This window comes from Archangium primigenium (genome assembly GCF_016904885.1).
Lineage (GTDB): Bacteria > Myxococcota > Myxococcia > Myxococcales > Myxococcaceae > Cystobacter > Cystobacter primigenius.
Map to the genome: position 1 here is coordinate 6,885,209 of NZ_JADWYI010000001.1, position 18,323 is coordinate 6,903,531.

18 protein-coding genes and 1 tRNA gene are annotated in these 18,323 nt (G+C 69.9%); 7 read left to right on the forward strand and 12 right to left on the reverse strand.

Features of this window, described 5'->3' with window-relative positions; genetic code table 11:
- The first annotated feature begins 14 nt into the window (after window positions 1-14).
- The 3 genes from I3V78_RS28105 to I3V78_RS28115 are packed head-to-tail and all read left to right on the forward strand — an operon-like array spanning window position 15 to window position 2,650.
- Window positions 15-677: a TetR family transcriptional regulator gene (locus tag I3V78_RS28105; RefSeq protein ID WP_204491909.1), complete on the forward strand. Its 663-nt coding sequence runs from the start codon at window positions 15-17 to the stop codon at window positions 675-677.
- A 30-nt stretch (window positions 678-707) separates the two neighbouring features.
- Entirely contained in the window at window positions 708-1,661 is a 954-nt protein-coding gene (locus I3V78_RS28110) for an alpha/beta hydrolase (protein ID WP_204491911.1), read from the forward strand.
- Window positions 1,658-2,650 carry an alpha/beta hydrolase gene (locus I3V78_RS28115; RefSeq protein WP_204491913.1) on the forward strand — a complete coding sequence of 331 codons (993 nt, stop codon included), beginning with the start codon at window positions 1,658-1,660 and terminating at the stop codon, window positions 2,648-2,650. Before I3V78_RS28110 ends, I3V78_RS28115 begins: the two co-directional genes overlap by 4 nt.
- Here the strand turns inward: I3V78_RS28115 and I3V78_RS28120 are convergent.
- Window positions 2,647-3,333 carry a Coq4 family protein gene (locus I3V78_RS28120; RefSeq protein ID WP_204491915.1) on the reverse strand — a complete coding sequence of 229 codons (687 nt, stop codon included), beginning with the start codon at window positions 3,331-3,333 and terminating at the stop codon, window positions 2,647-2,649. The genes I3V78_RS28115 and I3V78_RS28120 overlap by 4 nt on opposite strands.
- A gap of 431 nt (window positions 3,334-3,764) precedes the next feature.
- On the opposite strand from I3V78_RS28120, the gene I3V78_RS28125 reads away from it, so the two are divergent.
- Window positions 3,765-4,235 (forward strand): NUDIX hydrolase, encoded by a 471-nt coding sequence (locus I3V78_RS28125; protein ID WP_204491917.1) that lies wholly within the window; start codon window positions 3,765-3,767, stop codon window positions 4,233-4,235.
- A 30-nt stretch (window positions 4,236-4,265) separates the two neighbouring features.
- Here the strand turns inward: I3V78_RS28125 and I3V78_RS28130 are convergent, their stop codons facing one another.
- The gene (locus tag I3V78_RS28130) at window positions 4,266-5,585 is read right to left on the reverse strand and encodes a tetratricopeptide repeat protein (RefSeq protein WP_204491919.1); all 1,320 of its coding nucleotides are present in this window, start codon (window positions 5,583-5,585) and stop codon (window positions 4,266-4,268) included.
- Window positions 5,586-6,174: 589 nt separating this feature from the next.
- Between I3V78_RS28130 and I3V78_RS28135 the strand changes: the two genes are divergently transcribed.
- Window positions 6,175-6,645 carry an NUDIX hydrolase gene (locus I3V78_RS28135; RefSeq protein WP_204491921.1) on the forward strand — a complete coding sequence of 157 codons (471 nt, stop codon included), beginning with the start codon at window positions 6,175-6,177 and terminating at the stop codon, window positions 6,643-6,645.
- Between the two features lie 58 nt (window positions 6,646-6,703).
- Here I3V78_RS28135 and I3V78_RS28140 read toward each other — a convergent pair whose 3' ends face one another.
- From I3V78_RS28140 to I3V78_RS28150, 3 genes are all read right to left on the reverse strand, one after another.
- Window positions 6,704-7,270 carry an imm11 family protein gene (locus tag I3V78_RS28140; protein ID WP_204491923.1) on the reverse strand — a complete coding sequence of 189 codons (567 nt, stop codon included), beginning with the start codon at window positions 7,268-7,270 and terminating at the stop codon, window positions 6,704-6,706.
- A gap of 9 nt (window positions 7,271-7,279) precedes the next feature.
- Window positions 7,280-8,590, reverse strand: a complete 1,311-nt coding sequence (locus tag I3V78_RS28145; RefSeq protein ID WP_204491925.1) for an AHH domain-containing protein — start codon at window positions 8,588-8,590, stop codon at window positions 7,280-7,282.
- Window positions 8,591-8,674: 84 nt separating this feature from the next.
- A tRNA-Thr gene (locus tag I3V78_RS28150) sits at window positions 8,675-8,750 on the reverse strand.
- 327 nt (window positions 8,751-9,077) lie between these two features.
- Between I3V78_RS28150 and I3V78_RS28155 the strand changes: the two genes are divergently transcribed.
- Window positions 9,078-10,628 (forward strand): Glu/Leu/Phe/Val family dehydrogenase, encoded by a 1,551-nt coding sequence (locus I3V78_RS28155; protein ID WP_204491928.1) that lies wholly within the window; start codon window positions 9,078-9,080, stop codon window positions 10,626-10,628.
- Window positions 10,629-10,770: 142 nt separating this feature from the next.
- Here the strand turns inward: I3V78_RS28155 and I3V78_RS28160 are convergent, their stop codons facing one another.
- Entirely contained in the window at window positions 10,771-11,133 is a 363-nt protein-coding gene (locus I3V78_RS28160; protein WP_204491931.1) for a PilZ domain-containing protein, read from the reverse strand.
- A gap of 174 nt (window positions 11,134-11,307) precedes the next feature.
- Between I3V78_RS28160 and I3V78_RS28165 the strand changes: the two genes are divergently transcribed.
- Window positions 11,308-11,937 carry a DUF6066 family protein gene (locus tag I3V78_RS28165; protein ID WP_204491934.1) on the forward strand — a complete coding sequence of 210 codons (630 nt, stop codon included), beginning with the start codon at window positions 11,308-11,310 and terminating at the stop codon, window positions 11,935-11,937.
- A gap of 35 nt (window positions 11,938-11,972) precedes the next feature.
- On the opposite strand, the gene I3V78_RS28170 is transcribed toward I3V78_RS28165, so the two are convergent.
- The 6 genes from I3V78_RS28170 to I3V78_RS28195 form a co-directional block, all read right to left on the reverse strand.
- A complete protein-coding gene (locus I3V78_RS28170) occupies window positions 11,973-13,421 on the reverse strand; it encodes a trypsin-like peptidase domain-containing protein (RefSeq protein ID WP_204491936.1) in 1,449 nt (482 codons plus the stop codon).
- Window positions 13,422-13,535: 114 nt separating this feature from the next.
- The gene (locus tag I3V78_RS28175; RefSeq protein ID WP_204491938.1) at window positions 13,536-14,123 is read right to left on the reverse strand and encodes a nucleotide exchange factor GrpE; all 588 of its coding nucleotides are present in this window, start codon (window positions 14,121-14,123) and stop codon (window positions 13,536-13,538) included.
- A 76-nt stretch (window positions 14,124-14,199) separates the two neighbouring features.
- A complete protein-coding gene (locus I3V78_RS28180; RefSeq protein WP_204491940.1) occupies window positions 14,200-14,445 on the reverse strand; it encodes an RNA polymerase sigma factor region1.1 domain-containing protein in 246 nt (81 codons plus the stop codon).
- Window positions 14,446-14,575: 130 nt separating this feature from the next.
- Window positions 14,576-16,708, reverse strand: coding sequence for an ATP-dependent zinc metalloprotease FtsH (gene ftsH, locus I3V78_RS28185; RefSeq protein WP_204491942.1), 2,133 nt, complete (start codon window positions 16,706-16,708; stop codon window positions 14,576-14,578).
- A 208-nt stretch (window positions 16,709-16,916) separates the two neighbouring features.
- Complete coding sequence (locus I3V78_RS28190) at window positions 16,917-17,864, reverse strand: hypothetical protein (protein ID WP_204491944.1); 948 nt, start codon at window positions 17,862-17,864, stop codon at window positions 16,917-16,919.
- Window position 17,865: 1 nt separating this feature from the next.
- Window positions 17,866-18,273, reverse strand: a complete 408-nt coding sequence (locus I3V78_RS28195) for a (deoxy)nucleoside triphosphate pyrophosphohydrolase (RefSeq protein WP_204491946.1) — start codon at window positions 18,271-18,273, stop codon at window positions 17,866-17,868.
- Between the last annotated feature and the right edge of the window lie 50 nt (window positions 18,274-18,323).

The window sequence follows — 18,323 nt, forward strand, 5'->3', positions numbered from 1 at the left end:
AGCAGGATGGCGACGTGAGCAAGGAACCCACCCAGAGCGCGGGGCGCGCCGACATCCTCGCGGCGGCGCTGCGCGAATTCGCCGACCACGGCTTCACGGGCGCCACCACGGCGGGGATCGCCCGGCGCGCGGGCGTCACCCAGCCCCTGGTCCACCACCACTTCGGCTCCAAGCAGGGGCTGTGGCTCGCGGTGCTGTCCCAGTTCCACCAGGATCTCAACGAGGCCTTGTCGCACACCATCCAGGAGGCGGAGGAGGAGGGCGTGGACCGGCGCACGCGGCTGTCGCGACTGCTGCGCACGCTCGTGGCCTTCCTGGGCCGCCACCCCGAGCTCAGCCGGCTGCTGCGCACCGAGAGCAACGCGAGCGGCGCCCCCTTCGAGGAGCTGCACACCCGGTGGATCTCCGGACAGGTGGAGCTGTTCCAGCGCGAGCTGGCGGCCGCCGTGGAGGATGGCACGCTGCGGCCCGTGGACCCGCGGCTGACCTACCCGCTCCTCATCGGCGCCTGCATCCAACCCTTCGCCGAGCCGGGGACGGTCCAGCGCGCCTTCGGCCTGGACATGCACCATCCCGCCAATGTGGAGCTCTACGCGGACTTCGTCGTGGACGTGCTCTTGCGAGGCCTCGGCGGTCCCCCCGAGCCGCCCCGTGCGCCGCGAACCCGGCGCCGCTAAATCCCCGATACGCCCGCGAGGAGCAGACCCATGCCATCCGCCTCCCCTCCCCTCCATCCCGATCTGCAACGGATCGCGCGCCTCCACCCGAACATCACGATGACCCGGCCGGTGCTCGCCGTGATGCGCTTGATCATGCGCTTCATGCCCAAGACGCGCATCCCCGAGGACGTGGTCGTCCAGGACACGCGGGTGCCCGGGCCCTCCGGGGCGCCGCCCGTCCGCGTGCGGACCTACCGGCCCCGACAGCCCGCCCCCGGCCCGACTCCGGCGCTGCTGTGGATTCACGGGGGCGGCTACATCCTCGGCCTGCCGGAGATGGATGACTTCCTGTGCATCGACTTCGCCCGGGAGCTGGGCATCCTCGTCGTCTCCGTGGACTACCGGCTGGCGCCCGAGCACCCCTTTCCGGGCCCGCTGGAGGACTGCTACGCGGCGTTGACGTGGCTCTTCGCCCAGGCGGGCGCGCTCGACGTCCTTCCCGAGCGCATCGCCATCGGCGGGGCGAGCGCGGGCGGCGGGCTCGCGGCGGCGCTGGCGCAACGGGCCCATGATCGCGCCGAGGTCCGCCCCTGCTTCCAACTGCTCGTCTACCCGATGCTGGATGACCGCACGACGAGGCGCACGGACATCGACGGCACGCACCACCGCACCTGGAACCAGGGCAGCAACGTGTTCGGGTGGCGTGCCTACCTGGGCCACGAGCCGGGGGGCGCGGAGGCGCCGACCCATGCCGTCCCCGCGCGGCGCGAGGATCTCTCGGGGCTGCCGCCGGCCTGGCTCGGCGTGGGCACCCATGACCTGTTCCACGACGAGGACCTCGCGTACGCCCGTCGCCTGGAGGCCGCGGGCGTGCCCTGCGCCGTCACCGTGGTGCCCGGCGCCTTCCATGGCTTCGAGGTCATCGCCCGGAGCGCCGGCGTGTCGCGCGAGTTCCGGGGCGTCTACACGGCCGCGCTGCGCGGGGCGCTGTTCCCCGGATGAACCCGCTCGAACGCCTCCCGCGCGTGGGCTCCCGGACCCGCCTCGGGCTCGCCCTGGGCCTGCTCTCCCTCATGACGTCCGGCACCGGGTGCACTCCGAGCGTGCGGCTGCGGCTGGCCTCCACCGCGGTGCGGCTCGGGCGGGGTCCAGAGCGGGATCCCGCCGAGCTCCGGCGGAAGTACGAGAACCGGAAGCCCCCCACCCCCGCGACCCTCCCCCGCGCCTTGCGCAATCGCTGTGACGTGCGGGAGGACACCGTGCTCGGCCAGCCCGTCTACACGCTGACCCCGAAGCATGGGGCGAGCGGCTGGCACATCATCTACACGCACGGGGGCGCGTTCGTGAATCCGCTCCAGGGCGCGCACTGGGACATCCTCGAGCAGCTCATCGAGGAGACCGGCGCGACGGTGACGGTCCCCCTCTACCCGCTGGCGCCCGAGCACACCGCCGCCGAGGCGTTTCCCTTCCTGGAGCAGGTGTACCGGGACGTCCTCGGGCGCACGGCGCCAGCGCGCGTGGTGCTCTGCGGCGACTCGGCGGGCGGCAACCTGGCGCTGGCCCAGGCGCTCGCCTATCGCGAACAGGGCCTGCCGTTGCCGGGCCACCTCGTCCTGTTCTCTCCGTGGTTGGACCTCACGCTGTCCAACCCGGAGGTGGCGGCGGTGCAGCCGCGCGACATCATGCTCCGCGCCTCCGAACTGGTGGAGGAAGGCCGCTGGTGGGCGGGCGCCGAGGATCCACGCGGCGCGCGGCTCAGCCCGCTGTTCGCGGACCTCAAGGGCCTGCCACCGCTGCAGATCTACCAGGGAACCCACGACATCTTCCTGCCGGACGCGCGCCTCCTGCGAGACCGTGTCGCCGCCGCCGGCGGACAGGTCCAGCTGGACGAGACCCCGGGCGGCTTCCACGTGTTCATGGGCGCCACCTTCACGCCGGAGGCGCACACCGTGTTCCGGCGGATCGCGGAGCGGCTGGGCCAGGCGCCCTAGGCCTGGGCGGGGGCGCACAGCCGCGCCCGCAGCGTGGCCACCGGGGTGCTCCAGTGCTCCTCGAACCGGAAGCCGAGGAACCGGGGGGACACCCGGCCCCGCTGGAAGGCGGCCCACACCCGCTGGAGGTACTCGGACCGCCCGACGCCGGCCTGCGGCTCCTTGAAGTGATGGACCGTGCCGTTCGTCAGGACGAGCGCCGAGGTGCGCAGCCGCAGGTTGCCCAGCACGTACGCCTGGAGCTCCATCTCGCCCACCACGTCCGTGCCGTAGCCCGTGAGTACGTGCAACAGGTCGTGCGTCTCGCGGTAGCGCTTGGAGATGTAGTCGACGTCCGTCTTGAGCTCGAGCGTCGTCTCGAAGGGGGAGATCTCGTTGTCCTGGAAGTAGCGCGCCAGATCATGGCCGAGCGTGCCCTCGGGCAGGCGCTCCAGCGCGGCCAGGTCCAGCTCCTTGCCTTGCAGGGAGGGCCGCTCGGTCAGCAGACGGCGGCCCTCTTCGCTGCGCCACAGGGCCTGGGCGAGCGTCGCGTAGAGGTTGCCGTTCAGGCTCTGGTTGAACACCTGCCCGTAGGTGGGATTCGTCGGATCCTTCCGGAGCGCCTTGAGGCACTGGCGCGCCACGCTCAGGCGGGTGAACAGGGACGCATTCTCCGGCAGCGACAGGGTCTGGGTCTCGGGCATGACGGGGGCCTCGCGAGGAAGATGGATTTTTTTCCCAGGCAAACAATAAGGCGGGTCGTTTCCGAAGTAAACCATGAGGAGACGCAACCCCAGCGCGTCAGGTATCGGACGGAAGCGAGCCGTGGCGACGCCCTGCCCCACCCAACGCGCTCTTGCGCTTCCTCGCACAGCCGAGGAACTGGCATGTTCCCAGGCGGTTGGTCCCAAAAGGCCGTCGCTGACCGAGGTGCCCTCTCGCACGGGGTGGCCGAGGGCCCTCGCCTTTGGCCTTGGAGGTGGACAATGCGCATTGACGTCCTGGGGCCCATGAGTGCGGCCCTGCTGCTCGTCCTGGCGCCACTGTCCCTGGGTTGTGCCCCACTGACGCAATCCCTCCGCCAAGGGTCAGCGCGGGGATTGAGTGCTCCGCGTTTCATCTCGTGGAGACGGCCATGAGCGACGGACATCCTTTTCAGGGCAACTGGGTGGCACGCTTGTACGAGCGTGTCCGCGATCGGGGTTACGACTCACTCACCGCCTTCGCGGAAGCGCGCCCCGCCGCCTCACTGGTGACGCTGGCCAAGGAACTGGGTCAGGACGATGTCGCAGGAGTGCAGGTCCTGCGTGGGCTGCTCGCCGAGGCCGAGCGGCGCAAGCAGGTCACGCGCTTCGTGCGCGACCTCTTCGCGCGCCTGTGGTCCCAGAGCGTGCCCGACGGTTGGCCGACGGTGCTGGACGACGCCACCCGCTTCAAGATCGCCGAGGCCCTCGGCCGCTGGTTCGCCTACACCCCAGAGACCCACAAGGAACGCGTCGATCGGGCCAGCGATGCCCTGTTCGAAACACCCCCTCCGCCCGGCTGGCGTCCTCTCGGTCCCGAAGACAAGGTGCTGCGCATGCTCCTGCCAGATGAGGGGGTCTAGTCTCAAGCCTGCTCGACTTCAGGGAGCGCTTCAGGCGGTGAGCAGGCCGCGCCAGCGCGTATCGCGCGGGGACGGGCGGCGGTGCAGGCGGCGGTCGAGGAGCGCGCGGGCCTTGGCCACCTCACCGCTTCGCATCAGGGCCACGAGGAGCGTGTCCTCCAGCACCTCGCGCTGGGCGCCACTGCCCCCGATGCGCACCACCTCGGCCGCGACAGGCTCCAGGAGGCGCACACAGCCCGCGTATTCCTCCTCCGCGAAGGCGAGGGTCGCGCGGCAGATCGCCGGCACCACCGGCCCCGCGGCCAGGGTGCCCGCCTCGACCAGGCGGGTCAGCGCCTCGGCGCGGCGCTCGACCGCGGCCTTGTCGCCGGTCGCCGCCTCGAGGAGGGCCATGTGCGCATCGATGAAGGCGAAGCCCGCCTGGGAGAAGGACCGCTCGGCATAGGCCGCGACCGGCTCCCACAGCCCCGCCGGGACCGCGTGCCCGTAGGCCCGCAGGCGCCACAGCAGCGAGGCGGCGTCGCTGACCACGTTGATCGGCATCCCGGCGGAAACCGACGGCTGGACATGCTCCGCGTAGAGGGCGAGGGCCTGTTCCGCGTCACCGCGCTCCAGGGCGACGAGCGCCGCGTGCCAGGCGATGTGCCCATGCAGGATGCCGGTGCGATCGTAGCCTGGCAGCCAATCCGCGATCAGTGCCTCCGCGTCCTCCCCCGCGCCGCTCTCGAACATCGCGTGCGCGTGCGCGTGGACCGCGTTCGCGTTGTTTCTCCGCAGCTCGCAGGCTCGCTGGAGCAGGTCACGGCCACGGCCCACCGCGCCGTTCTCGGCGTGAGACCAGCCCCGGTAGGTGAGGAACCACCAGTCGTCGGCGCCGTAGTGCCGGGCGTGGCGCTCGCAGAGGTCCACGCGCGCCTGGTCATGGTCCGCCATGCCCGAGAAGGCGAAGAGCCCGAAGGCCCCCAGGGGGAGCGAGAGGATGAGGACATCCCTCGGCCAGGTGTCGGCATGCGCGAGGGCCCGCTCCAGCGCCTTCGCCGAGGCGCCGTGGATCGCGAGGGAGAGGACCTCGACATGGCTCCGCTCCCGCGCTGTCCCCCGCCGGGCGACGAGCCCGGTCGCCGTGGCGATCCGCTCGCGGGCCTTGTCGGGTTCGGCGCGGGTCGTATGCAGGCGGGCGCGCGCCGCATGGGCGAGGGCGAAGTCCGGGTCGGCCGCGATCGACGCGTCCAGGGCCTCGGCGGCGCCGGGCCAGGCGGAGAGCAGGAGGTCCATGCCCTCCCGGTAGCACTCGGCCGCGATTTCGGACGTCGTCGAGAGGGGCAGGCCGTGGCGGTCGAAGTGGAGCATGGCGGATTCTTCTCCTGGGAGCGCCTGTCAGGTGCGACGGACCGAAACGCGGAACGCCGCTTCGAGCCATACAGAAGGAACCGCCCCGCTCGCAACCGCCTCACGGAGGGAGTGCTCAGAACCAGCGCGAGGACACGACGGCTGACACGCCAGAGCCGCCGGTAACCTGGCCACGCGCCGCGCATGGTGATGGGGCGACCCGTGCGGCCAGATGGCGGACCCTACGAGACGAGGCCTGTTTCACCGGTGCTGTCCGTCTGTCCGGATTTGTTAGGACCGTCCGATAGAATCATCGGAGGCACTGATGACATCCACGCGGCGGGTGCTACCGCTGCTCGCGCAGGCGAAAGGGCCGGATCACCCGCCTGATGGAGTGAGGGGACCACCGCTGCCGGCCTTCCCGACTGGGAGTTGGCGTTCTGCCGCGCGGATGGGGCCGTGGACCGGACTGCTGCTCGCCCTGGCCCTGCTGCTCTCCGGGTGCGCGGCGCTGACATCGGATGTTGACGCGAAACGAGATCCTGGAGTTCGTCGCGAAGAACATGAGGGATTATAAAATCCCGATGAACTTCATTCGCTGGAGTGCACGATGAGTGATGGGCGTGCGTGGCGAGGCAACGTCAAGGCGCGCCTGTATGAGCGAGTTCATCAGCGTGGGTATGATTCGCTCACCGCTTTCGCCGACGCGCGCCCCGCCGTCCCGTTGTACTTGCTGGCGGAAGAGCTTGGACAGGAAGACGTCGCAGCAGTGCAATTCTTGAGCGGATTGCTTGACGAGGCGGAGCAGCGCAAGCAGGTCACACGCTTCGTTCGCGACGTGTTTGTACGCGAGCTGTCCGAAGGTATCCCCAGTGGCTGGCCCACCGTGTTGGATGATGCCAACCGCTTCCAGGTCGCCAAGGCGCTCAGCTCGTGGATTGCCTACACTCCAGAAACGCATCAGGACAGAGCAAGACGGGTCAGCACAGCGATCCTCACCAAGCCCCCACCCTCCGGCTGGCGCCCGCTCGGTCCCGACGACGAACTGCTGCGCGCTCTCCTGCCGGATGAGGAAACTTAACCTCAGTCCACGTCAGCGGATCATTCACACTCCGCGAAGCGCCGCGACAGCGCAGCCATCAGACCGCCTCGAACTTCACCCCGGTAATGCCCGCGCGCTCCAGCGCCTCCTTGATTTCACTGGAAACGAGCAGGGGGCCTGACCATCCCTGCGCGCGGAACACCCTGGCCTCGCCGACTCCCGACGGATCGATGCGCATGTCACGCACGGAGGCATACTGTCCGACTTTGTGAGGGAGCCCATCCTCATGCGTCCAAAGCCGGATCCGGGAAGCTTGCTCATCGATACAGGTGAGGAGCCGCGTGGCCACGAGGATGAGGTACGAATCCGGCGCGCTTTCCAGGTCCACGGGAAGGAGTTGCACGTCGTCAGGAGCGAGCTCCGTGAAGATGTTGGCTGCCCTGACATGGACGACGGGGACGCTCAGGCCCGCGAGACTAAAATCGAGCGCTCTCCCCGCGTGCTCAATAGGAACCCTCAATTGTCCCTCGATGCGCACGGGTTTGCCACTCCTGAATACCCAGGGGTCGTCCACCTCTCGCCCTTGTATGTCGGCCGGATTGCCCAGGTGCCATCGACCTGAAACGTAGACATCGTCGTACAACTCGAAGAAGTGTCGAGACATACTGGGTACCTAGCGCGATGCGCCCTGGGTAACGAGTTGGTTGAGTTCCGAGCCCGGCGTGGCGATTTCCTTGGCCAGCACGCTGAGTACTTTCGTCAGCACAGCCCGGCATTCCGCGACCCCCCGGCAGCCCCGCATCGCCTGATCCAAGTCTCGGAACACAAGGCGATGATATCGCTCGGGATGAGGCCCCTTGTGGCCCTCAAGAGGCACTGTGTTCTCCACGTCCTTCATCCGCATCCCGGCCTTGTCGAAGAGCGTCTTGAACCGGGGTGTCCACGGCCCGCCTCGCACCGTGGACTTGCTGTTCTCGATGGTGGCGATGTGGTGCACCTCCGGCTTCCTCGGCGGGTCCGCGCGAGTGGAAGAGTCCCTCGTGGCCATGCTCACGACATGGGCGGGCAGGACGACGCGGATGGTGCCCTCGGCCACGGCGACCTTCACCGCGTCCGCCTCCTGCGCGGCCGTGAGCACGTCGCGGATGCCGGCATGGGACTCGAGTGCACCGGCCGCTTTCGCGAAGCCCGGCAGTGTCGGAGCCCTGGACACGAGCGCCGCCGTCCCGCCCACCGCCGCCGTGCCCAGCAAGAGGAGGATCCTCATGCTGTTGGGCCCGATGACCTGGCCAAAACGCTCTCCCGCCTCGCGCAGCTCCGCGAACGTGCTGGCCTCCGCCGCCTCCTCCCACAGGAGGAAGTAGGCCCGAACCAGGTCGAGAAACTCCCAGCCCAAGTAGCCCCACAGGAGCAGGGTCAGCGCCGCGGCGAGCCCCTTGGACAGGGGCTCGGGGGCCGCGACCAGGGCCATGTAGCCGATGAGCGAGACGCTCAGCGTCGTCCACAACCGCGTCGTGGAGACCATGCCTCGCAACTCCGCGTCGCGGGCCTCCAGCGCCGCGCTCACGGAGAGCGCCAGGGCCAGGTCGCGCTTGTCCTCGCCATCCAGGCCCGGCCCATCCTTGAACAGCCCCAGGCAGTCGCCTGGCGTCTCCCGCCGCGAGCAGAAGTGACCGTAGGACCGCGCGAGGGGCGTGCGCCACGCCTCGCCCGCGAGTGAGGCGGAGGCCTGTGCCAACCGCCAGCTGCGGGAACGCGGAACATGCGCCCCGGCCACCCGCAGCGGCAGGTTCAGGATCAGACCGGCGAGGGCCTCATCCAGTTCGGAGTCGCTCACCCGCACGGACCCGAACCCCAGGGGCTCGGAGAGGTGAACCCGGTCCTCCACGGGCCGAGGTGGATGAGCGCCCCGGGGAGCCCCCGTGACGCAGGCGGCGTGGAGCACGAGCACGAGCAGGGCCCAGGCCTTCCACCGGGTGCGCATGCCGCTCCTCCGCCCGTGCGCCAGACGTGCCGAGGCGCAAAGAAAAAGGGCCGGTCACTCGCGTGACCGGCCCTTCTTGTTTTCTGGAGCCGACATCCGGATTTGAACCGGAGACCTACTGATTACGAATCAGTTGCTCTACCAACTGAGCTATGTCGGCCCAACACCGCCTCTTCCGCACCGCCGCCGGAAGTGAGCGCGAAGTACCATGGGCCTCCGGGCACCGCAAGCACTTCTTCACGCGCCCTCCGCCGTCCAGGCCCCGCCCCCACCCTTGTCCGTTTTCCGACGCGCCGCGGTCGCTCGTCCCCACGTGCCTTGACGCGTCACGTCCATGACACGTCGCGTTGGCTAACCTCCTGAAACGATTCAAGCTTTACATTTTAACGAAGAACGAGAGGCGATTGACCCCCGCCAGGGCCTATGCACATAAGGGCGGTGTTACACCCCCGACGATCGCCTCAACCCCAAGGAGCGATTCCTCCCCATGGCCAGCGAAGAGAACTTCATGCGCGCCCCGGCCCCGACGCCCAAGCGCACCGTCTACACGGAGGCGATGGAGATCTTCCATCGCGCCGCCGACCTCATCGGCTTGGACAAGCGCGTCCGCCTCGAGCTCGAGGAGCCCGACTACGAGCACATCTTCTACGTCACCGCCAAGCTCAAGGACCGGCTGGTCCCGCTGACGCCCGAGCAGGCGCGCGACTTCGCGGATCTGCCGCACACCCAGGTGCGCAACCCCGAGGGCCTGGAGCGCCTGGCCGACGGGAAGATCATCCTCAATGGCCGTGCCCTGCTCGGCTCGGACGTGTCCATCCGCCGCGGTCACCTGCGCCTGCCCGACGGCCACGTGTACCAGCTGGTGCCCGGGGAGTCCCAGCGCTTCAAGGCCTACCGCGTGCAGCACAACCAGGCGCGCGGCCCCTACAAGGGCGGCATCCGCTACCACCGCGAGGTGTCGCTGGATCTCTTCAAGGCGCTCGCCGCCGAGATGACCTGGAAGACGGCCATCTCCGAGGTCCCCTTTGGCGGTGGCAAGGGTGGCATCCAGATCGATCCGCGCGCCTACGGCCGCGAGGAGCTGGAGAACATCACCCTGCGCTTCATGTACAAGCTCAAGAGCATGATCGGCCCCAACATCGACATCCCCGCGCCGGACGTGGGGACGAATGGGGACATCATGGCGCTCATGTACCGCCAGTACTCGGACGGTGAGCGCGACCGCCACGGCATGCGCGGCATCGTCACCGGCAAGGACGTGCGCATCGGAGGCTCCGAGGGCCGCGCGGCCGCCACCGGCCAGGGCGTCGCCTTCTGCATCGAGGACTACTACGCCGAGCGGGGCGAGAACCTCCGGGGCAAGAGCTTCATCCTCCAGGGCTTCGGCAACGTGGGCAGCCACGGCGCCGCCATCCTGCAGCGCATGGGCGCGCGCCTGCTGGCCGTCAACGACGCGGACGGCACCATCTACAACGGCGATGGCATCGACGTGCCCGCCCTGCTCGCCCACGTGAATGATCCCAAGAACCTGCGCAAGAGCGTGCTCGGGTTCACCGGCGGGCAGAAGATCGACAAGAAGGACTTCTGGGAGGTGCAGGCCGACATCTGCCTGCCCGCGGCCCTGGGCGGCGAGATCACCGCCGACGTGGCCGAGCGCCTCAAGGTGAAGCTCGTGGCCGAGGGCGCCAACGGCCCCACCACCCCCGAGGCCGACCGCGTCCTGCAGAAGCGCGGCATCGACATGATCCCCGACATCATCGCCAACGCGGGCGGTGTGACGGTCAGCTACTACGAGTGGATCCAGAACAAGCGCATGGAGCGCTGGAGCGAGGCCGAGGTCAACCAGCGCCTCGAGCACGCGATGAAGCGCAACTACCGCATCATCCGCGACATCTCGCGCAACCAGTCGCGCCGCTCGGACACGCACGACAGCCGGCCGTTCTGCATCGGCAAGGAAGTGGACCCGCGCTGCGCCGCGATGATCCTCGCGCTCAAGCGGATCGAGGCCCACTACCTCCTCGAGGGCTTCTCCCAGTAATCCCGCCCCGGGGGGGGTCCCCGACAGGCCACCCCCTGGACACACGAAGGGCACGGTCCGCACCCGACGCGGCCGTGCCCTTCGTGCTTCCGGAGGACCTCCGGGAGGACTTCCGGGAGGACTTCCCGGGGTGTCCCCTCCCTCAGTGCATCACCCGCTCGCGCGCCACGAGCAAGAGCGGCGCGTCCTCGTGGACCTCGTAGGCCACGATGCGCAGGCCCACGCCCCGGCTGTTGCCCTCGCGCCCGTCCTTGCGGCCGAACGAGAGCGCCACCTGGTAGCGCACCTCGCACAGGCACGACATCTCCGTGCCGTCCTCGCCCGCGAACGTCACCTTCACCCGCTCCCCCAGGGACATGGACTCGCGCGTCTCCACGAACAGGCCCTGCTGGCTGATGTTGCGGCCAATCCCCCGGCTCAACCCCCCCTGCGTGGAGAGGTAGATGGTGAAGACCTTGTCGAAACGCAGATGGGCGCGGCGCTCACGAACCTGAACCTGGGCCAACGGGTGTCTCCGGGGTGGGTGGAAGGTGGGAGAGAAACTACATGGTGGGACCATGTAGTCAAAATCTCCACCGCAACACACCGACACGTACCGACACGTACGCCACCAGGAGAGATGCGGGGCGGCGCCAGGAGTGGCACCATCGCGGCCCCCCTTCCCGAGGAGATACCCCCCGTGCGACGACTGCTCCTGGCCGTGCTGCTCCTGCCCACCCTCGCCCTGGCGGACGTGGACTCCCGCTTCGCCCAATTGAGGGATCAAGCCGAGGCGCTGGGCAGCCTCGGGACGTTCCTGGACAAGTACGTGGGGGAGTGCTCGGGCTTCTTCTCGGGGCTGGGCTGCCGGGGCGCCTCGGAGGAGTTCCGCAAGCAGTACGAGGGCAAGAAGCTCTACATGATCGTCGGCGAGAGCGCGGCGAGCATGGTGCAGCCCGGGCCCTACCAGCCGGGCAGCGGCAACTACACCATCCTCGTCACCCCCTCCTTCCCCGGCGGCTCGTACTTCCTCACCCAGGGGGCGCCCAGTGCTTTGAGCGCCGAGGATCAGCCGCTCGTGGCCCCCATCCGGGTGACGGGCACCACACCCGAGGGGTGGAACGCCACCGACTTCATGCGCCTGTTCTCCAGCCGCAAGGTGCGCATGCAGCTCGTCTTCTCGCCCGAGGGCATCTGGGGCATGGAGCGCAACCAGGGCCGGGGCAAGCTCTACGGCGTGTCGTGCCGGGTGGAGGGCGTGCTCCTGTCCAACGCCACCACGGGCAAGCCCCTGGGCATGTGGGTGGTGGGCGACGCGAACCGGAAGTAGCTCCCGGGCCGTCTCCCGGGCCGTCTTCCGAGCCCTCAATGCTCCAGCGCCAGGTACTGCTGCACGTCGCCGCGCTGCAGGCGCAGGAGCACCATGGCGCCCGAGCCCTTGTCCAGCGCGCCCTTGAGCGCCGCCAGGTCCTTCACCTTGCGGCGGTTGACCTCGACGATCAGGTCCCCCGCCACCACGCCCTTGCGGGCGGCCGGGGAGCCGGGCTCCACCCGTGACACCAGGAGCCCCGTGTAGGGCACCACGCCCAGGGTGGTGGCCACGTCGGGGGTGATGTCGCGCAGGGACAGGCCGAACGCCGTCAGGTTGCCGGAGCCCGCGACGCCGGCGCCGACGCCTTCCTGGGCCCCACGCGACACCAGGGTGACCTGCACCTCCAGGGGCGTGCCCTCGCGCATGAGCGACAGCGTCACCCGCGAGTCCGGCGCCAGCAGGGACACCTTGCGCAGGAGCTGCGGGAAGGAGTCCACGCGCCGGCCGTTCACCCCCACCAGCGAGTCGCCCTCGCGGATGCCGGCGCGCGCCGCGGGGCTGCCCGCGTACACGCGCGTGACGACCGCGATGCGCGCGCCCGCCTCGTTCTGCTCGTTGATCATCACCCCGAGCCAGCCGCGCTGCAGCTGCCCGTTGCGGCTCAGGTTGGGCAGCAGGTCCTTCACCATGTTGCTGGGCACCGCGAAGCCAATGCCCTGGCCCTCGCTGATGATGGCCGTGTTCACGCCCACCACCTCGCCGCGCATGTTGAAGAGCGGCCCGCCGGAGTTGCCCGGGTTGATGAGGGCGTCCGTCTGGATGAAGTCGTCGAAGGGGCCCACGCCAATCACCCGCTCCTTGGCGGAGATCATCCCGTGGGACACCGAGTGGTCCAGGCCGAACGGGTTGCCGATGGCCAGCACCCAGTCCCCCACCTCCAGCCGGTCCGAGTCCCCCAGGTACACCGCGGGCAGCCCCCGGGCGTCCTCGCCCAGGAGCCGCACGAGCGCCACGTCCGTGGACGCGTCACGCCCCACCACCTCGGCCTGGAACTCGCGCCCGTCCGCCAGGCGCACGACGATCTGGCTCGCCACGTCGTTGCCGCGCGCCACCACGTGGTTGTTCGTCACCACCAGGCCCTCGGGGGTGAGCAGGAAGCCGGAGCCGCTCGCCGAGCGGGTGCCCTCGCGCCCCACCGCCGCCGTCACGCTGATGTTCACCACGCCCGACTCCACCGCGCGGATGAGGGGCGCGAGCGAGCCGGGCGGCACGAAGCCCGGCAGCATGGGCTCGGACGCGGTCCACTCGCGCCACAGGCCGCCCGTGCCCGGGGAGGCGCGCAGCGAGTTCTCGAGCCAGTCGGTGTGCTCCCGGGCCCGGGCCGACAGCCACGTGTCGAGCGTGTCCGGCGCCGCCCACCCGGCCGAGGTGAGCAGCCATGCGAGCAGTCCGGCCCCACGGGCCAGCGGACGAAGAACGGATGAAGAAAGGACGGGGGGCATGGCGAGGGGCGCAACATCCACCCCCCCCAGCGGCTTCCCGGGCCACCCGGGGCGTCCCAGGTCCCTCCAAGACGGGGGCGGCGGGGAAGGTCTCCGCCTACCCTAGCAGGCGACTCAGGCGTTGGCGGGGGGGATGTAGCGCGCCACCTTCACCCGGGCCGGCCGGATGATGCGGTCCTTGAGCCGGTAGCCCGCCCGCGCCTCGGACACCACCCGCTGATCCTCCTCGGGATTCGGGGTGATCTCCATGTCGGTGGCCTCGGCGGTGTTGGGATCGTACGGCTGGCCCACCAGCTGGAGCCGCTCCACGCCCGCCTGTTGCAACTTGGACAGGAGCCCGTCGCGGATGAGCCGCACGCCCTTGGCCAGGCCACTCGCCTCCTCGGGGCCGCTCATGGACAAGCACATGTCGAGCTCGTCCACGGCCTCGAGCAGCTGGGTGGCCACCTTGCCGCGCTCCACGTCCAGCATGCGCTCGCGCTCGCGCGTGAGCCGCTGCTTGAACTCCTCGCGGTCCTTTTCCAGCTCCTGGTAGGCGCGCGCGAGCTGGTCCACGCGGCGTCGGGAGGCCTCCAGCTCGGCCGTCAGGCGCGCCACCTCGGCGGCGGAGCCCCGCGCCTCGGGGGGCGCCTCGGGCGAAATCACGTCGTCCTGGGGCTCGGTGTCCTGGAACGGATTGTCTGTCCGGGGATTGCCATTCATGCGCCGAACCTAACCAGCCCTCCCCCCGAGTCAAAGTCGGGGGGAGCGCTTCTCCCACCTGGGAGGCCCGGGGGCGTCAGTGTTCCGCGGGCATCGACGGGGGCTCCGTCATGAAGCCATGGTCGATCTGACCGGTGACCTCGTCGATGATCTCCACCTGGGCGGCCCGGAGCGAGTAGTACAGCAGCCAGCGCTCGGCCGCCGTGAGGGTGCCGGGTGGCAGCGCCTCCTCGATCTCCTGCACCGTGAGACGTCCATCTCGCAAGCCCTTGGCGAAGAGCGACTTGCGCGCCGTATAGCTCTTACCGATTCGGTTCTCCACGGGCGCTCCCTCCTTCCCGAGCAACATAATTTCGCCCCTTCGACACCGCAGGCCGCGCGGCGAAGAAGGGGCGAGTGTCCGGCTCGGGAGCAGGCGGGCAGTCACCCACCCGCTCCCCTGTCCGCCGCCACTACACGTCCGGGAGGGTCCCCGTGGCGTGGTGGGCGTCGGGAGGCAGGGGCTCCTCGCCCACGGGGTGGGCGGAGATGACCTGATGGGCCTCGGGGTGCAGGAGGCCCCGGCCGGAGGTGGCCTTGGGCCCGAGCAGCGTGCGGAGGTCGTCCTCGTCCACCACCTCGACGGCCAGCAGCCGCGCGGCGAGCACCTCCACCTTGTCACGGTGCTGGGTGAGCACCGCGCGCGCCCGGTCGAGCGCCTCGGTCACCATCTTGCGGATCTCCTCGTCCACCATGCGCGCCGTCTGCTCGGAGTAGGTGCGCGTCTCGGGCAGGCCGGCCGAGCGCAGGAAGCCCGGACCCTGGTCGGCGCCCAGGGCCACCGGGCCCAGCGAGCTCATGCCGTAGTCGCGCACCATCATCTTCGCCACGTCGGTGGCCTGCTTGAGATCGTTGGAGGCACCCGTGGACACCTCGCCCACGAAGATCTCCTCCGCGGCGCGACCGCCCATCATCGCGGCCATCTTGTCGCGCAGCTCGTCGAAGGACATGAGGTAGCGGTCCTCGAGCGGCATCGACATGGTGTAGCCCAGCGCCGCCAGGCCGCGCGGGATGATGGACACCTTGGTCACCCGCTCGGCGTTGGGCAGCATCCAGCCCACCACCGTGTGGCCCGCCTCGTGGTGCGCGACGATCTCCTTCTCGCGCTCGTTCATGCGGCGGTTCTTCTTCTGCAGACCCGCCACCACGCGCTCGATGGCCTCCTCGAAGTCCGCCTTGAGCACCGCGTCGCGGTTCTTGCGCGCGGCGAGCAGGGCCGCCTCGTTCACCACGTTGGCCAGGTCCGCGCCAGCGAAGCCCGGGGTGCGCGAGGCGATGTTCTTGATGTCCACGTCCGGCCCGAGCTTCACGCCCTTGGAGTGGATCTCCAGCACGCGCTCGCGGCCGCGCTTGTCCGGACGGTCCACCAGCACCTGGCGATCGAAGCGACCCGGGCGCATGAGCGCGCTGTCGAGGATCTCCGGCCGGTTGGTGGCGGCGATGATGATGAGGCCCGCGCGGCTGTCAAAGCCGTCCATCTCCGCGAGCAGCTGGTTGAGCGTCTGCTCGCGCTCGTCGTGGCCGCCGGCCACGCCCGCGTTGCGGCTCTTGCCGATGGCGTCCAGCTCGTCGATGAAGATGATGCACGGGGCCTTGGCGGTGGCCTGGGCGAACAGGTCGCGCACCCGGGCGGCGCCCACGCCGACGAACATCTCCACGAACTCCGAGCCGGACAGGCTGAAGAAGGGCACCCCGGCCTCGCCCGCCACGGCGCGCGCCAGCAGCGTCTTGCCCGTGCCCGGAGGGCCCACGAGCAGCACGCCCTTGGGGATGCGGCCACCCAGGCGGCGGAACTTCTCCGGCGTCTTGAGGAACTCGACGATCTCGCGCAGCTCGTCCACGGCCTCGTCCACACCGGCCACGTCCTTGAAGCCCACGCCCGTGTCGGCCTCGGCCTGCACCTTGGCGCGCGTCTTGCCAAAGCTCATGACACCCTGCGGCCCCTGGCCCATGCCGCCGGCCATGCGCCGCATCATGAAGCTCCAGAAGACGAAGGCCAGGGCGAGCGGGACGAGCCAGATCCACAGCACGTCGGAGAAGTTGGACTGGGGCACGGCCTCGTACTGCACGCCCTTCTCCTCGAGCATGGGCACGAGATCGTTGTCGCCCTGGACGCGGTAGGCCATCCACGGCAGGGCGCCGGGCTCACCCCGGAGCGGGCCCGCGCCGCCCGAGCCCGCGGTGGGCGTGGCGGGCGCGTTGGAGCCGTTGTTGTTGGCGTTGTTGGCGTTGTTCGCGGTGGCGCTCTCGCCGCCCTGCTGCGCGGGAGCGGCGCCCTCCTTGAGGTAGCCCTTCACCCACTCGGGCGAGAGCTGGACGCGGCTGAAGCGCCCCTCGGAGATGGCGTCCCGGAAGCGGCTGTAGCTCACGCGCTGCACGCCCGCGTCCTGGAAGACGTTGCGGAAGAGCATGAAGCCCAGCACGAGGAGGAAGATGTAAGCCAGGGGTGAACCGAAGCGGAAACCCTTGGGCTGCGGTGGAGGCGTCTTGTCCTGCTTCTTCGCGCGCGGGTTGGCTCCCGGCGGCGGCGTGTCCTGAGGCTTCATCGGCGGCACTCTCCCCGTCCCCCTGAACGCGCACCCCTGTGGTACGCGGTACGACTTGGTGTGGGTCAAAGATGGCCACACCCGCTCGGCGGTCAACCCGGAGAGCGAAGCAGATCCCGTTAATGAGGAGATCGGGACCTCACCTCTTGTCCCTCCGGCCCAAAGCGATGCCCAGTGTTGGACAGCGTCGGCCAGCGGACAGTGAGGATCAGCGGCAGTCGACCTGGTAGAGGCGTTGTCCGGCGAACTCGGAGCCGATCAAATAGGCGTGGCTGTCGTCCGGGGAGCCCTCGTCGGGCAGGTAGGTGATGGCCTCGGACTGGGCCTGGCTGGGACCGGGCACCTCGGCGAGCTGCCCGAGCAGCAGCTCCTCGAGGCGCGTGGCCCCCGGGCGGCGCAGCTCCCAGACGCGCGTGTAGGTGCGCAAGAGCATCCGCTGCCCCGAGGGGTGGAGCGCCGCGGCCGTGGTGAGGAAGTCCGCGTTGCCCGGCGCCCGGAGCGAGCCCAGGTGGACGGCCTGGGCCACCCGATCCGGCGCGAGCCCCGGCAGCGCGAAGACCTCGCCCAGCGAGTCGCGCTCCTTGGTGATGACGGCCAGCCGCCCCGAGCCCGGCTCGACGACGAGGGACTCGCAGTCATGGGGGCGGTCCGGCCAGGCGAACGTCAGCGTGTCCACCGGCAGGGTGTCGTCGGCGAGGCGCTCGGGCTCGGGCAGCCGCAGGAGGTGCGCGCGGGGCTGGCGCTCGAAGTTGTCACCCGTGTCGGCGAGGAAGAGGCAGGCGCGGGCCTCGCCGGGCGTGCACGGCCCCACGGCGATGTCCTCCACGTCCGTGCCCCCGGCCGGCCCGCCGGTGAGCGTCACCGTGGCGAGCACCTTGCCGGAGGCCTCGATGGCGAAGACCTGGAGCGCGTTGCCCGAGTCGTTGTGGGACCAGAACACGCCCGGGTGCTGGACGCTCGCGGCCAGGCCGGACATCTCCGCCAGCACCAGGGGCACCGCGCCCACGGAGCGGGGCTCGCCATAGAGCCGACAGCCCGGCACGCCCTCGGCCGGGGGGTAGCGCACCACCGCCTCCGCGCGCGCCGCCTCCGGCTTCTTCGCCGGACAGGCGCACAGCAGCAGGGTCGCCAGGAGTCCGGCGTACCCGCGCCGCACGTCAGCCTTCCAGGTCCAACAGCCGGGCCAGCGTCTTGGAGTCGGCGTCCGGGAAGCGGTACTGCTGCATCTCCTCCAGGAGCACCCAGCGGTGGTCGTGCACCCGCACGTGCTGGATGGCCGCGTCCGGGTGGGCGAGGCGACAGCGGTACACCCGGAAGTCGATGTCATATGCGGGGTACTCGTGGTGGGTGTGCAGGGCCTGCTCCAGCACCTCCACCTCCACGCCCATCTCCTCGCGGATCTCCCGGGCGAGCGCCTGCTCATCGCCCTCGCCTTCCTCCACGCGGCCGCCCGGAAACTCCCACAACAAGGGCAGCGTCGCCTTGGGCGGGCGCTGGGTGATGAGGTAGCGGCCCTCGGCGTTCTGCAACATCGCGCCGACGACACGGATCTGACGGCGAGCCATCTTCCCGACTCCTTGGGTGAAACCGCGCACAGGGGAAGGCGGCGACCTAA

Bases quoted from the DNA above. Each gene is read 5' to 3' on its own strand.
- I3V78_RS28115 (WP_204491913.1), top strand. From the start codon at position 1,658: ATGAACCCGCTCGAACGCCTCCCGCGCGTGGGCTCCCGGACCCGCCTC.
- I3V78_RS28125 (WP_204491917.1), top strand. From the start codon at position 3,765: ATGAGCGACGGACATCCTTTTCAGGGCAACTGGGTGGCACGCTTGTAC.
- I3V78_RS28130 (WP_204491919.1), bottom strand. From the start codon at position 5,585: ATGCTCCACTTCGACCGCCACGGCCTGCCCCTCTCGACGACGTCCGAA.
- I3V78_RS28175 (WP_204491938.1), bottom strand. From the start codon at position 14,123: ATGAATGGCAATCCCCGGACAGACAATCCGTTCCAGGACACCGAGCCC.
- I3V78_RS28155 (WP_204491928.1), top strand. From the start codon at position 9,078: ATGGCCAGCGAAGAGAACTTCATGCGCGCCCCGGCCCCGACGCCCAAG.
- I3V78_RS28110 (WP_204491911.1), top strand. From the start codon at position 708: ATGCCATCCGCCTCCCCTCCCCTCCATCCCGATCTGCAACGGATCGCG.
- ftsH (WP_204491942.1), bottom strand. From the start codon at position 16,708: ATGAAGCCTCAGGACACGCCGCCGCCGGGAGCCAACCCGCGCGCGAAG.
- I3V78_RS28145 (WP_204491925.1), bottom strand. From the start codon at position 8,590: ATGCGCACCCGGTGGAAGGCCTGGGCCCTGCTCGTGCTCGTGCTCCAC.
- I3V78_RS28135 (WP_204491921.1), top strand. From the start codon at position 6,175: ATGAGTGATGGGCGTGCGTGGCGAGGCAACGTCAAGGCGCGCCTGTAT.
- I3V78_RS28170 (WP_204491936.1), bottom strand. From the start codon at position 13,421: ATGCCCCCCGTCCTTTCTTCATCCGTTCTTCGTCCGCTGGCCCGTGGG.
- I3V78_RS28195 (WP_204491946.1), bottom strand. From the start codon at position 18,273: ATGGCTCGCCGTCAGATCCGTGTCGTCGGCGCGATGTTGCAGAACGCC.
- I3V78_RS28120 (WP_204491915.1), bottom strand. From the start codon at position 3,333: ATGCCCGAGACCCAGACCCTGTCGCTGCCGGAGAATGCGTCCCTGTTC.
- I3V78_RS28140 (WP_204491923.1), bottom strand. From the start codon at position 7,270: ATGTCTCGACACTTCTTCGAGTTGTACGACGATGTCTACGTTTCAGGT.